Raw genomic sequence first — 14,014 nt, forward strand, 5'->3', positions numbered from 1 at the left:
TCGTAAATGTAAGTGAAATTAGCTCTTTTATGTTAACTTTGGATATAAATTTACAGTTTTTATGAGTGAGGAAAGATCATTGAACTTTATTGAAGAGATCATTGAAAACGATTTAAAAGTAGGGAAATACGAAACATTAGTTACCCGTTTCCCTCCTGAACCCAACGGATATTTACATATTGGTCACGCAAAGGCCATTTGCTTAAATTTCGGGCTGACCAAAAAATATGGCGGTTATACTAACCTGAGATTCGATGATACCAACCCGGTAACAGAGAAAACTGAATATGTAGATAGTCAGCAGCAAGACATTAAATGGCTTGGCTTTGAATGGAAAAACGAATTATATACCTCAGATTATTTTGATACGCTGTATGATTTTGCTGTTACGCTGATAGAAAAAGGCCTGGCCTATGTAGATCATGGTACTGCAGACGAAATTGCTGCCCTTAAAGGCACACCTACAGAACCGGGATCAGCTAGTCCATACCGTAGCCGCAGCATAACAGAAAACCTGGAGCTGTTCAGTAAAATGAAAGCTGGTGATTTTGAGGACGGGGTTTGTATACTACGTGCAAAAATTGATATGACCAGCCCGAATATGCTGATGCGCGATCCTATCATTTACCGTATTAAACATGCTGAACATCACCGTACGGGCAATAAATGGTGTATTTATCCGATGTACGACTTTGCGCATGGACAAAGCGATAGTATTGAAGAAATTACACACTCTATTTGTACGCTTGAATATGTTTCTCACCGGGAACTGTATGACTGGTTTATTGAGAAACTGGAAATCTTCCCCTCCAAACAGTATGAATTTGCCCGCTTAAACCTGACCTATACGGTAATGAGCAAGCGTAAATTATTGCAGCTGGTGAATGATGGAATTGTTAGCGGATGGAATGATCCGCGCATGCCTACCATCAGCGGTTTAAGAAGAAGAGGATATACACCAGAAAGTATCCGCGAATTCTGCGAAAGAATTGGTATTGCCAAAAGAGAGAACCTGATAGAATTGAGTTTACTTGAATTCTGTGTGCGTGAACATTTGAATAAGACCTCAAACCGCGTAATGGCAGTTTTAGACCCTATTAAACTGATCATCACGAACTACCCTGAAGGCAAGGAGGAGACTTTGATTGGAGAAAACAATCCTGAAGCGGAAGATAAAGGCGGAACGAGAGAAATTCCATTTAGCAGCGAGCTCTGGATCGAACGTGAGGATTTCATGGAAGAGCCAGCAAAAAAATGGTTCAGATTAGCTCCTGGTGCGATGGTACGACTTAAAAATGCGTACATCGTGAAGTGTGATGATTTCAGGAAGGATGCCGATGGTAATGTAACGGAGATCTACTGTACCTACATTCCTGAATCTAAAAGTGGTGAAGATACCAGCGAAATCCATGTAAAGGGAACTATTCACTGGGTAAGCACAGCACATGCTAAAACTGCAGAAGTAAGAATTTACGATAGATTGTTCTCTGTAGAATCACCAGATAGTGAAGACGGTGATTTTAAAGACTACCTGAATAAAGATAGTGTGAAAGTGATTAAACAAGCGTATATAGAGCCTTTCCTGGCCAATGCAGATCTTGATTCACGTTACCAGTTTATTCGTAAAGGCTATTACTGTCTGGATACGGATTCTACTCCGGAACAACTGGTTTTCAACCAGACTGTCGGATTAAAAGACGCCTGGGCAAAAGCGAAGAAGTAATTGCCTCAGTTATAAACAGAAATGCGGGTATATGATTCTCACGATATACCCGCATTTTTTTAATTGACATTTCCAGATAAGACCTGCCTTCTCTTTAATATTTTTTGTACAAATTAAACAGGATCATCATTTCCGATGCGGATAGCGCAGGGTTAATATTTGTTTGTATAAAATGTCTCTTAAAAGCAATAATAGCGGCATTGAGGTTGCTCACATCATAACCGATCACTCGTAATGCAACTGCCGGACTAAATTCAGGCGGCGGGATTTGCAGTACGGCATCATACCACAGGCCATAACCTTGTTCAGCTAATTTTTTCCATGGGAAGTTATTGGGATCCTGTTTTCTTTTTGGAGCGATATCAGAATGCCCTATAAAATTTGCAGACGGAATATTATATTTAGTCTTCAGTGTAGAAAGCAAGGTGATCAGACTGCTAATCTGCACGTCCGAATAAGGTTCATTACCATTGTTATCCAGTTCGATCCCTAATGATGAAGAATTAAGATCAGTATCATTTCCCCATTTAGCGGCACCTGCATGGTTCGCTCTCAGGTAATCGTTCACCATTTGTACCACTTTTCCGTCACGACCAACAATATAATGTGCACTCGTCTCGGTTTTTTTAATCAGAAATGTTTTTATGGTCTGAGCGGTAGAATCCTGTGCCGTGTGGTGAAGAATGACGAAATTGGGCTTGCGAATACCAAAATTCACGGAGCCAATAAATGTCTGTTCATTCACTGGCATGGAATCTATCATTTGCTTCGGCGGAGGCACTGTTGCCAGGGTTTCTCCAAACTCCTTTGCCTGCTCTTTATATATTTTATTTGTTGCCGCATATTTGTTTGTAGAACAAGAAGTAAAGGTCAGTGCTGCAGAAAATGCTAAAAGGGATAATTTTTTGTAACTGTATTTTTTGATCATTTTGTAATTGTGAGCCGTTAAATTACCTTTTTTTATATAAATGCACCTGATTTAACTAAAGTTTATGCCTGATTTATATTTTTTCCTAATTTAGTTGCGTTGAAAAAAGCAACTTGTTTTAAGCAGGACAAAAGACACAACAAATACCAGGAAAAACGCAATACATTCTAAATGAAGAACATCAACAAAGCAACCCTGTGTTTTATGGGAAGCGCACTCCTTGCAGGTTTTACTTCCTGCACCAATACAACTGGCACTAAAATAGTTAAAACTGAAAAAAATACGGCAGTAGCAGTTAAAGATAGTCTTCAGGACTATGTTAATCAGAGATTAGCAATCTATGAACCTGTAAAGCTGACAACAAACCTGAATGCGCTCAGCCCTAATCAGCGTAAGGTATTGCCTTTGCTCATTCAGGCCGCTCAGATCATGGACGAACTTTTCTGGAAACAGACTTATCCGCAAAGGGACAGCCTGCTGGCAAAAGTAAAAGACGAAAAGACAAAAGCATTTATCAAGATAAATTACGGCCCCTGGGACAGACTTAATGGGGATAAACCATTTATTGCGGGTATCGGACCAAAACCAGAGGGTGCTACATTCTATCCGGCTGGTATTACCAAAGAGGAGATAGAAAAGGTACAACTGAAAGACAAATTCAATGCCTATTCTGTGATTCAAAAAGATTCCCTGGGAAAACTGATTACAGTTCCTTATCGCGTGTTATTTGCAGCAGACCTACAAAGAGCATCAAATTTATTGAAACAGGCAGCTTTGCTTTCTGAAGATGCCGGTTTTAAAAAATACCTCAACCTGCGGGCTGATGCATTGGTAACAGATAATTATTCGCCGAGCGATTACGCATGGCTGGATATGAAAACCAATGTCCTTGATATCATTATCGGCCCTATAGAGAATTACGAAGATAAGCTGTTTAATGCCCGCAGTTCTTTTGAAGCTTATGTACTGGTGAAAGATAAGGTATGGAGCAAGAAACTCGCAAAATATGTAAGTATGCTGCCTGAATTACAAAAAGGATTACCCGTGCCTGAAAAATATAAAAAAGAAAAACCAGGTACTGATTCTGAACTGAATGCTTATGATGTGGTTTATTATGCAGGTGATTGCAATGCGGGCTCTAAAACGATTGCCGTAAACCTCCCTAATGATGAACTCATTCAACAGAAGAAGGGCACACGCCGTTCCCAGCTGAAAAATGCAATGAAAGCCAAATTTGATAAGATCTTAGTGCCAATTGCGAATGAATTGATTGACAAAGACCAGCAGCAATATGTAAATTTTGATGCTTTCTTCTCGAATGTAATGTTCCATGAAGTTGCACATGGATTAGGTATTAAGAAAACGGTTAATGGCAAGGGCTTCGTAAAAGCAGCGCTAAAGGAGCAATATAGCTGGCTGGAAGAAGGAAAAGCGGATATCCTGGGTTTATACATGGTAACCGGCCTGCTTAAAAAAGGAGAGTTAAAAGGGGATATCAAAACTTTTTATACCACCTTTATGGCCGGGATCCTGCGTTCAGTAAGGTTCGGCGCCGCGAGTGCACACGGACAGGCCAATATGCAGTGTTTCAATTATTTCCAGGAAAAAGGTGCATTTATCAGAACTGAAAGCGGCACCTACAAGGTAGATTTTACCAAATTCGCGACCGCGATGAACGGACTGAGTAATGTGATCCTTACGCTACAAGGGAATGGCGACAAAGCCGGGGTAGAAAAACTCCAGAAAGAGAAAGCTGTGATCAGTCCAGCGCTACAATCGGATCTGGACAGACTAAGTAAAAAAGGTATTCCGGTCGACATTGTTTTTGAGCAGGGCGTCGACGTGTTAGGGGTTAACTAAGTATAAAAGGATTAAGCTGGAAGGTGTTTTAATATAATATCTTCCAGTTCATGAATATCAAAAGGCTTGGACAAATAACCGTCTGCGCCGGCCTGATCTGCAAGAGACATCACATCATTATTAGCAGAAAAATAGATTACTGGTATATTCTTTAGGTTTTCATCACTTTTTAGCTCTCTGGTGGCATCAATTCCCCCAACATCAGGTAACCAGTTATCCATAAAGATAATGTCCGGTATATAGGCTGAAACCTGGTCTATAATATTATTAGAAGTAGATGATGTTTTAATCTCATATCCTGCATCTTCCAGAATAATAGTACACAGTTCCAGAATGTCAGTATTATCATCAAAAATGAATACTTTTTTTTGCTCAGCCATTTATATCAAATCTTTAGGACAACAAATTTATAAAATCTGCCATATCTTCTATGGGTAAAATGTAATCAATTTTTACCTGCGCCGCAGCCTGGGCAGGCATGTAAGAAACCTGGGCCGATTGCGGATCCTGAATCACCGCTGTTCCACCCCATGCTTTTACACTTTTTAAGCCGTTCACACCATCAGAATTAGATCCCGACAACAATAAACATACTAGTTTTTCTTTATATACTTCTGCTGCAGTTTGAAAAGTAGCATCAATTGCAGGTCTCGAATAATTAATTTTTTCCGAATAGTCGAGAGAGAAAGTATGATCCTGCTCAATCAATGTATGATAATCAGAAGGCGCAATATAGACAGTCCCCGGCCTTAGCACCTCTTTCTCATCTATTTCCTTCACCAGTAGCTTTGTACGTCCTGATAATAATTCTGGTAATAGAGAGTCAGCCCCATTTTTTCTATGGATAACAATAGTAATTGGGAAATTAAGATCAGGTTTGATCAGTGGCAGTACTTTGAGCAGCACGTCCAGGCTTCCGGCAGAACCGCCAATTATTAGTGCATCACATTTATTCATCAGTTGGTCTTCCTCCAAATTTTTTCTCCAGGCAATCTTTTATAACTTTTTGAGATCTGCGAAAAATCCAGTGTTTCCTTTGTTCCAAGAGCAAGATAACCTAATCCTTCAAGACTGTCATCAAAAAGGGCCAAAACTTTGTGCTGCAAATCACGGTCGAAATAAATCAGCACATTTCTACACAATATCAATTGGAACTCATTAAATGAATGATCGGATACCAGATTATGCGTAGAAAAAATAATCTTGCTTTTTAATTCCTCATTAAATTTTGCCAGAGAATAATTAGCCGTATAATAACTTGAAAAATCGTTTGTACCTCCTGATGAAATATAGTTCTCCGAATATTGCTTCATCTGGCTCATGGCAAACATACTTTGTGCAGCTTTCTCCAGCACTACAGGATTGAGATCTGTGGCATAAATAAGCGATTTGTGCAATAAATTCAGCTCTTTCAACAGGATAGAGATAGAATATGCTTCTTCCCCTGTAGAACAACCCGCTACCCAGATACGGATAAACGGGTAAGTTCCCAATTTAGGAAGTACCTCGTTCCTTAGTGTTTTAAAAAAAAGCGGATCCCTGAACATTTCTGTCACATTTACGGTGATCTGCTCTACAAAGCGCTTAAAATAACCATGCTCACTTTTAATCTTATACCTGAACTCGGCAAAACCCGGGATCTTGTCAAGCGAGTATAACCTTAGTATTCTTCTTTTTAAAGACGCCCTGGAATAACCTGTAAAATCATACCCATAATACTCCAGCAGATCTGACAATAAAACCTCTACCTGCTCATCCGTAATTACGGGTAGTTCTATGCTCATTAAATATATTTTACAAGTAAATCAGTTAAACTATCTACGTTAATGGGTTTAGATACATAACCAACAGCACCCGCTTCAAGGCAACGCTCTTTATCACCAACCATGGCCTGTGCTGTAACAGCAATCACAGGAATATCTTTCAGGACAGGATTTGCATTCATCACCGCCATGGCCTGATAACCATCCATTCCCGGCATCATCATATCCATCAGCACCACAGCAATGTCAGGTTGCTCCTCCAAAAGCTGCAGTCCTTCTACTCCACCTATTGCAGACAAACAGCTATATCCCTTTGCTTTTAAAACAGCTGTCAGGGCAAATATATTCCTGTTGTCATCATCAATAATCAGTACTTTTTTTGTATCTGGCATATCGCTAAAACATTGTTTTTTTAATTTTTATCATAAAGCCAAACCCTGAGCAATGAGATCAGCTGATCCACATCTACCGGTTTGGAAATATAATCTGATGCACCTGCTGCTATACATTTCTCCCGATCTCCCATCATGGCCTTCGCAGTAACAGCCAACACTGGTAAATGTTTGAACTTATTTATTTTTCTGATCTCCATTGTACTTTCATACCCGTCCATCTCCGGCATCATCATGTCCATCAGTACTATATCAACGGAAGGATTATCTTGCAAGACCTGTAAAGCTTCTTTACCATCTGTAGCGGCCAGGACTTTCATCTTGTGCTGCTCCAGTGCTTTAGTAAGGGAAAAGATATTTCTTACATCATCATCAGCAATCAGTACTGTTTTATGATGCAGCACCTCATATAATCCGCCTAATCCCTCTGTCAGTTTTTTATTCTTTTTCTCGCCATTATTTTCTTCTACCAAATGAAGGAAAAGTCCCGCTTCATCTAAAATACGCTGGTAAGAATGGGCCGTTTTCACAACGATAGAATCCGCATATTGCTTAATTCTGATTTCTTCCCCTTTAGAAAGGTTTTTGCCGGTAAAAATGATGATAGGCAGATTTTCCAGGCCATCGCTCTTCTTGATGGTTTCCAGTGTCTCGTAAGCATTTTTGTCTGGTATGCCCATATCCAGAATTACACAGTCAACCTCATTCTTCTGCAGGGCATCAATGCTCTGAGAAACATTATTGGCCACCTGCGTTTGGATGTTATAAGTACTGAGGAAATAACTCAGCGCTTTTGCATGCTGCTCATTCTCTTCCACAATCAGTACTTTCTTGGGATGCCTGCTCAGCGCATCTTCCAGTTTCTGGAAAATCTGCTGCATGTGCTCAATTGCGAATGGCTTATTGATAAAATCTACCGCGCCCATGAGTAAACTTTCTTTTTTAACCTCCAGCGACGACATGATATGCACCGGAATAGGCCTGGTTGCAGGATTTGCTTTCAGCTCTTCCATTACCTGCCAGCCATCCTTAATGGGCAACTGTATATCCAGCAGGATAGCAACTGGTTTATAATGATTGGCCATCTCGATGCCAATATCACCCCTTACAGCAACAATCCCCTTGTAATGACGTTTGCGGGTAAAGTTTAAAAGTGTTTTGGCAAAAGCAGTATCATCTTCAATAATCAATATGATTTTATCGTCAGGAAGAATATTGTTTCTGTCATCTTCCACGTCCTGCGGGATATAGTCTACAGTAAACCGTTCCGGCAATGCAATTGCCGGTGGCTCAGCAAAGGCTGGAATTGAAGCATATCCCCGTTCAACTGTTATTTCACTGGCAGCAGCCTTAACTATTGGCAGATACAGCGTAAATATACTCCCGGTATTTTCTTCACTGCTGAGCAGGATTTCACCACCCAGTAACTTGGCTAATTCGCGACTAATAGAGAGCCCCAGTCCTGTACCGCCAAATTTCCTTCTGGTAGATCCGTCTGCCTGCTGAAAGGCTTCAAATATAATCGCCTGTTTAGCTGCGGGGATGCCTATACCAGTATCTTTCACCTCAAATACGATCGATTCTCTATGCTCATCTTTGTGTACATCCATTGTCACACTGCCCTGCGAGGTAAATTTAATCGCATTGGAAAGCAGGTTTTTAAGGATTTGCTCCAATCGCATTTTATCCGTTTCAATGGTCGGCAGATTATCTGCCACAACGATCTTCAGCTCCAGCTTTTTATTTTTTGCCAGGGGATTGAAGAGCGAGCGCATATCTGTAGAAACCTCCGTCAGGCTAATATCGCCAAACTCCAGCTTCATCTTCCCTGCTTCAATTTTAGACAGGTCCAGAATCTCATCAATCAGCCCGAGTAAACCCTGACCTGAACTCTGTATCACTTCTGCGTATTCTATATACTCCGGATCCAGTTCTTCATTTTCGGACATGAGTTTAGATAGCAGTAATATAGAATTTAGTGGCGTCCGCAGCTCGTGCGACATATTTGCCAGGAATTCTGATTTATATTTTGTGCTCAGTTCCAGTTGTTCTGACTTCTGCTGAATTTCAAGGTTATGCTCCTGGATCAGCTGATTTTTTTCTTCCAGCAGACTGGTTCTCTCTTCCAGCTCCTGGTTTGCCTGCAACAGTTCTTCCTGCTGCACTCTTAACTCCTCTTCAGAAGTCTGAATTTTCTGTGTTTGTGCTTCAAGTTCCGCATTTAATCCTTCCAGTTCACTATGCTGTGCCTGTAGTTCCTCAGCCTGTGCCTGTGTTTCTTCTAAGAAATCCTGTAAGCGTTTGCGGTTCTGAGAAGACTGTACAGCAATGCCTATATTACCCGATATACTGGTAAAGAATTCCAATTGCAGCGGCGTAAAGATATTCAGTGAGCCAAATTCCATTACGCCTACCACCATCCTGTCCCGAATTACCGGCACCGCAACGATATTTCTTGGACGGGTATTTCCTACTGCATAGCTGATGGTCAGTTCTCCTTCAGGAATATCATTCAGCAAGATCATTTTCTCTGATTTTAAAGCCTGCCCGGCAAGTCCTTCTCCTGCTTTCAGCACTTCCTGACGCTGTTCATCAATCAGGGCGTAACTTCCTGTGATATGTAACAACCTGTCTTCTTCCAGCAAATAAAATGCAGCAACCTGTGCGCCTGTATGTTCTATAATATTTTCCAGGATATCATTTGTCAGTGTGCTTACACTCTTATCACCCACCATTTTATCGTTTAACCTGGCGATACCTGACTGTAACCATTCTTTATCTTCCAGCAAAGAGAATGAATACTGAAGCGATTCTGCCATCGCATTTAAGGATCCGGCCAGACTGCCCAATCCATCCTTTTCATCCTGATCTAGTCTCACTTTATAATCACCACTCGAAATCTGACTCGCTATCCCCTGGATCACTTGTATCCTGTGGTCAATCTCATCATTTTTATCCTGCAGTTCCTGCTGAAGTACTACTCTGGTGTTAAAATCGGATGATACCCTTCGATAGAAAAATATGGTAATCAAGATTGCAAAAGCAGCGGCAAGGATGATTAACATCGGGGTATAACCAGCCAGCTTATTCTGATCAGAAGTCCTTGATATCAACAGGTTGTTTTCATCAGTCTGCATCGTCTTGATGACAGTTCGCGCATTATCCATGTACTCCTTGCCTGTAAGCAAATCACCTACACTTACGGACCCACCAGCCTTTTTTATCTGTATAGTCCGGTCAAGCACACTCAACCGATCCTGAATAATGGTTCTTAATTTTTTTACACTGCTTTGTTGTACAGGATTATCTTTCGTTTCCTGCTCTACATTATTCAGTAAACGTATAGCTTCTTCCTTTGCACCGCTGTAGGGTTGCAGAAAGAGATCTTCACCGGTTAAAAGATACCCCCGCTGCCCTGTCTCTGCATCTTTCAGGGTGGAAATAATTCCATCCAGGTTAGACATGACCAGGTTACTATGAGAAACCATTCCTGAGCTTTTAATCAGGTTTTGTATACTCATGTAAGAAGCGAGAGAGCTAATAAAAAGTATAATTAAAGATAGCCCCAGTCCGATACGAAGGTTATTTTTTAAAGTTTTTTGCATGATGGTAATGAAATATATTAATCCTCTTCAGCTAATGAAACTAACGGAATATTAAAGTAAAACTCAGAGCCTTCACCGAAAATGCTGCTTACACCAACATTCCCCTGATGCCTTCTGATAATTTCAGCAGAAATATATAAGCCAATTCCTAATCCCTGGAAATGTATTGCCGTTTCTTCAACTCTGTAAAATTTATCGAACACACATTTCTGTTGTTCAGGCTCAATCCCGATCCCAAAATCCCTGACTGCAACATGAACGGTATCCCCATCTGTTTTTACATTAATATGCACCTCGGTCGTACCAGGAGCATATTTAATAGCATTTGTCAGGAAGTTAACGATGACCTGCTCAATGCGCATTTCATCTGCGTAAATCTCCTGCCCCACTACTCCGTTCCTGATTATTTTAAATTCAGGATTAGACTGATGAATAATTTCTATAATGCTGTCTAAAAGCACATCTAAATTAAAATATTTTTTGTTGAATTTCAATTTCCCGCTTTCAATCTTAGAAATGTCCAGCAGATCTGCAATAAGATCGTTTAGTTTATCCAGCTGAACCTGTGCCTTCTGGAGGTGTCTCTTCACCGTTAACATATCGCCCTTATCTATACTGCGCTCCAGCAACTGTACATAGCCTTTTACACTGGTTAAAGGCGTCTTTAGTTCATGACTGGCAATACTGATAAATTCGTCTTTTTTACGCTCCGCTTTTTTACGGATTTCTATTTCCTCCAGTAAGGCATTCTGGATTTCAATAAGTTTCCTGCTTTGTTCATATATCCTGTAAAAAGTTTTCACTTTCAACAGCAGGATATTCATATCGACAGGCTTGGTGATATAATCCAGTCCGCCGGAAGAATAACCTTTAGTAATGAAATTCAATTCTGTATTAACAGCTGATAAAAATATGATGGCTGTTTCTTTAGCTTTGCTGTATCCTGCAATGGCTTCGGCGACTTCAAATCCATCCATTCCAGGCATCTGAACATCAAGAATGATCAGGACATAAGCATTTCGCAAAACTTTCTTCAGGGCTTCTTCGCCTGAAGACGCTGTATCTACTTCAAAATCGTGCTTTTCGAGAACTCTTTTTAGAGAAATTAAATTCTCCGGGGTATCGTCTACAATTAGGATCATTAGTAAGAATAAATAGTAGGACTAATAAATGGTGTGGCTGATTTCTCTTGTTTTAATTTTTGGCTAAAGTTATACAACTTTAAAGAATAAACAATAGATAAAATAGGCTGTCCGATGAATGGAAAGTTGTCAAGTAGAGACATTTTAAAGCGCATTGCTTTTAAAAGTGTCTCCCTGATTGATATCTCCTGTGTCAAATCCTTTTTTAAACCAATACTTACGCTGTGCTGAAGTACCATGCGTAAATGCATCCGGAACCACCTGTCCCTGAGATTGTTGCTGAATCTTGTCATCGCCAATTGCATTTGCGGCATTCAGCGCTTCTTCAAGATCCCCGTCCTCCAGCGCGATATTTTTCATTGATTGTGCATTATGTGCCCACAAACCCGCAAAGAAATCAGCTTGAAGCTCCAGCTTCACAGACAGTTTATTATATTCCTTTTCGCTCATAGAAGACCGAGCGCGGTCCATCTTTTCGGAAATACCTAGTAAATTCTGCACGTGATGGCCAACTTCATGCGCAATCACATAAGCCTGGGCAAAATCGCCGGCTGCGCCAAAACGGTCTTTTAATTCTTTATAAAATGCTAAATCTATATAAACTTTATGGTCTGCAGGACAATAGAATGGTCCCACTGCTGAACTCGCAAAACCACACCCCGATTCTTCTCCATCAGTAAATAACCTGAGTACAGGCTGTTCGTATTCTTTACCCATCTGCTGAAACTGGGCTTCCCAAACCTGATCTGTAGAAGCGAGCACATCTGCAACAAATTTTCCCTGTGCATCAGCCGGGGTTCCTTTTTGTACAGTAGCCTGTTCGGTATTGCCTACAGGCATTTGCGAAACCAGTCCGCTGAGGTCTTTTCCGAAAAACAACCCAATAATAACGACAATGACACCTAATCCCCCTCCAATAGCTCTCCCACCGCCAGAGCTTCCCCGAGCGTCTTCGATATTACCACTGCTTTTCCCGAAAAATTTCATAATAAATCTGATTAATTTGGTATAACAATGACAAACCTCAATTGTTATACCAAATTAATAATTGTTTAGGCATCAAATGCAGCCAATGCAGCAGCGATTCTTTTTTTAGTTTCAGCAATGCCTAAAGTGAGTGCGATATCAAATATGCCTGGCCCGAATTTGCCTCCAACCAGCATCATACGGAAAGGCAACATCAGCTCTCCAGGTTTCAAAGCATTTGCGGTTGCCAATGCCTTAAAATTCTCTTCCATTTCTGCCGCAGTTAACCCTTCAGCTAAATCTGATTGATAACGATTAAAAAATGCGGTCTTTTCTGTGGTCCATTTGCCTTTTACTGCGGTCAGATCATACTCAACCGGAGCAGTAAAGAAAAATCCGCTCTGCAGGATAAAATCTGTCAGCAGGTTACAACGGTCTTTAACAAGATCTATCACTTTTAGCGTATAGGCATCATCATTCAATGTTGTTCCCTGAGTTGCAAATTCCTGTTTTACGACTTCCAGTAACTGACTTGCATCGGCATTTTTGATCCATTCATGGTTATACCACTTGGCTTTCTCAAAATCAAATTTAGCACCTGCTTTACTGATCCTTTCCACACTAAATTTCTCTATCAGTTCAGGCAAAGTAAAGATCTCCTGATCTGTACCATCGTTCCAGCCCAGCATACCTAATAAGTTGACAAATGCTTCAGGCATAAAACCAAGCTCTTTAAATCCTTTGGTCAGATCGCCACTTTTTGGATCCAGCCAGTTCTGTGCGTAAACCGGGAACCCTAAACGATCACCATCACGCTTACTTAACTTTCCATTTCCGTCTGGTTTCAGAATCAATGGTAAATGCGCCCATTGCGGCATTTCATCTTCCCACCCCAGGTATTTCCACAGAAGAACATGGATTGGTGCTGAAGGCAGCCATTCTTCACCTCTGAAGATATGACTGATCTCCATCGCCCTGTCATCTGCAACAACTGCCAGGTGATAAGTAGGCATGCCATCTGCTTTCAAAAGCACTTTATCGTCAACTAAATTTGTATCAAAGCTAACCAGTCCGCGAATCATATCTACAAAAGATACATGTTCATCTTCCGGCATTTTTATCCGCACCACATGCGGCGTGTTATTTTTTAACAGTTCATCAACTTCTGCTGAAGACAGGGTAAGTGAATTGTTCATGTCCATCCTCGAAGCCTGACCATACAGAAAATTAGGAATTTCCTTCCTTTTTGCATCAAGTTCTTCAGGGGTATCAAAAGCATAATAAGCAAAGCCATCGGCAATCAGCTGTTCAGCATATTGTCGGTAACTGGATTTACGCTCACTCTGGCGGTACGGCGCGAATGGTCCTCCTGCCTGCGGACTTTCATCCGGATGTATACCACACCATGCTAAACAGGAAACAATATATTCTTCGGCACCTTCAACAAACCTTGTCTGGTCTGTATCTTCCACGCGCAGTATAAATGTACCGTTGTGCTTTTTGGCGAATAAATAATTAAATAAAGCCGTACGTACACCACCTAAATGAAGGCCGCCAGTCGGACTAGGGGCAAATCTTACTCTAACTTTCTTTTCCATATAATCACTGCAAAGATATATTTTTTAAGCGCTTACC

The 14,014-nt window shown here is 40.8% G+C and carries 11 protein-coding genes; 2 read left to right on the plus strand and 9 right to left on the minus strand.

Annotated elements, in window-relative coordinates:
* Positions 1–61: 61 nt before the first annotated feature.
* Positions 62–1,723: a glutamine--tRNA ligase/YqeY domain fusion protein gene (locus OQX62_RS00340; protein ID WP_265829282.1), complete on the plus strand. Its 1,662-nt coding sequence runs from the start codon at positions 62–64 to the stop codon at positions 1,721–1,723.
* Positions 1,724–1,817: 94 nt separating this feature from the next.
* Here OQX62_RS00340 and OQX62_RS00345 read toward each other — a convergent pair whose 3' ends face one another.
* Positions 1,818–2,651 (minus strand): N-acetylmuramoyl-L-alanine amidase, encoded by an 834-nt coding sequence (locus OQX62_RS00345; protein ID WP_265829283.1) that lies wholly within the window; start codon positions 2,649–2,651, stop codon positions 1,818–1,820.
* 171 nt (positions 2,652–2,822) lie between these two features.
* Here OQX62_RS00345 and OQX62_RS00350 point away from each other — a divergent pair, with 171 nt between their 5' ends.
* Positions 2,823–4,511 (plus strand): dipeptidyl-peptidase 3 family protein, encoded by a 1,689-nt coding sequence (locus OQX62_RS00350; RefSeq protein ID WP_265829284.1) that lies wholly within the window; start codon positions 2,823–2,825, stop codon positions 4,509–4,511.
* Positions 4,512–4,522: 11 nt separating this feature from the next.
* Here the strand turns inward: OQX62_RS00350 and OQX62_RS00355 are convergent, their stop codons facing one another.
* The 8 genes from OQX62_RS00355 to gltX form a co-directional block, all read right to left on the minus strand.
* Complete coding sequence (locus OQX62_RS00355) at positions 4,523–4,891, minus strand: response regulator (protein ID WP_265829285.1); 369 nt, start codon at positions 4,889–4,891, stop codon at positions 4,523–4,525.
* Positions 4,892–4,904: 13 nt separating this feature from the next.
* Positions 4,905–5,486: a chemotaxis protein CheB gene (locus tag OQX62_RS00360; protein ID WP_265829286.1), complete on the minus strand. Its 582-nt coding sequence runs from the start codon at positions 5,484–5,486 to the stop codon at positions 4,905–4,907.
* A complete protein-coding gene (locus OQX62_RS00365) occupies positions 5,468–6,295 on the minus strand; it encodes a CheR family methyltransferase (RefSeq protein WP_265829287.1) in 828 nt (275 codons plus the stop codon). Before OQX62_RS00365 ends, OQX62_RS00360 begins: the two co-directional genes overlap by 19 nt.
* Positions 6,295–6,666: a response regulator gene (locus tag OQX62_RS00370; RefSeq protein WP_265829288.1), complete on the minus strand. Its 372-nt coding sequence runs from the start codon at positions 6,664–6,666 to the stop codon at positions 6,295–6,297. Before OQX62_RS00370 ends, OQX62_RS00365 begins: the two co-directional genes overlap by 1 nt.
* A gap of 20 nt (positions 6,667–6,686) precedes the next feature.
* Entirely contained in the window at positions 6,687–10,271 is a 3,585-nt protein-coding gene (locus tag OQX62_RS00375) for a response regulator (RefSeq protein ID WP_265829290.1), read from the minus strand.
* A 17-nt stretch (positions 10,272–10,288) separates the two neighbouring features.
* Positions 10,289–11,413 (minus strand): hybrid sensor histidine kinase/response regulator, encoded by a 1,125-nt coding sequence (locus OQX62_RS00380; RefSeq protein ID WP_265829291.1) that lies wholly within the window; start codon positions 11,411–11,413, stop codon positions 10,289–10,291.
* Positions 11,414–11,557: 144 nt separating this feature from the next.
* On the minus strand, positions 11,558–12,400 hold the full coding sequence (locus OQX62_RS00385; RefSeq protein ID WP_265829293.1) for a neutral zinc metallopeptidase: 843 nt from the start codon (positions 12,398–12,400) through the stop codon (positions 11,558–11,560).
* A 65-nt stretch (positions 12,401–12,465) separates the two neighbouring features.
* On the minus strand, positions 12,466–13,977 hold the full coding sequence (gene gltX, locus OQX62_RS00390; protein WP_265829294.1) for a glutamate--tRNA ligase: 1,512 nt from the start codon (positions 13,975–13,977) through the stop codon (positions 12,466–12,468).
* Positions 13,978–14,014: the final 37 nt, after the last annotated feature.

The organism is Pedobacter sp. MR2016-24 (assembly GCF_026239655.1).
GTDB lineage: Bacteria > Bacteroidota > Bacteroidia > Sphingobacteriales > Sphingobacteriaceae > Pedobacter.

Excerpts from the sequence above, each read along its gene's own strand:
- OQX62_RS00345 (WP_265829283.1), bottom strand. The coding sequence starts at position 2,651 with ATGATCAAAAAATACAGTTACAAAAAATTATCCCTTTTAGCATTTTCT.
- OQX62_RS00380 (WP_265829291.1), bottom strand. The coding sequence starts at position 11,413 with ATGATCCTAATTGTAGACGATACCCCGGAGAATTTAATTTCTCTAAAA.
- OQX62_RS00355 (WP_265829285.1), bottom strand. The coding sequence starts at position 4,891 with ATGGCTGAGCAAAAAAAAGTATTCATTTTTGATGATAATACTGACATT.
- OQX62_RS00365 (WP_265829287.1), bottom strand. The coding sequence starts at position 6,295 with ATGAGCATAGAACTACCCGTAATTACGGATGAGCAGGTAGAGGTTTTA.
- gltX (WP_265829294.1), bottom strand. The coding sequence starts at position 13,977 with ATGGAAAAGAAAGTTAGAGTAAGATTTGCCCCTAGTCCGACTGGCGGC.
- OQX62_RS00375 (WP_265829290.1), bottom strand. The coding sequence starts at position 10,271 with ATGCAAAAAACTTTAAAAAATAACCTTCGTATCGGACTGGGGCTATCT.
- OQX62_RS00340 (WP_265829282.1), top strand. The coding sequence starts at position 62 with ATGAGTGAGGAAAGATCATTGAACTTTATTGAAGAGATCATTGAAAAC.
- OQX62_RS00385 (WP_265829293.1), bottom strand. The coding sequence starts at position 12,400 with ATGAAATTTTTCGGGAAAAGCAGTGGTAATATCGAAGACGCTCGGGGA.
- OQX62_RS00370 (WP_265829288.1), bottom strand. The coding sequence starts at position 6,666 with ATGCCAGATACAAAAAAAGTACTGATTATTGATGATGACAACAGGAAT.
- OQX62_RS00350 (WP_265829284.1), top strand. The coding sequence starts at position 2,823 with ATGAAGAACATCAACAAAGCAACCCTGTGTTTTATGGGAAGCGCACTC.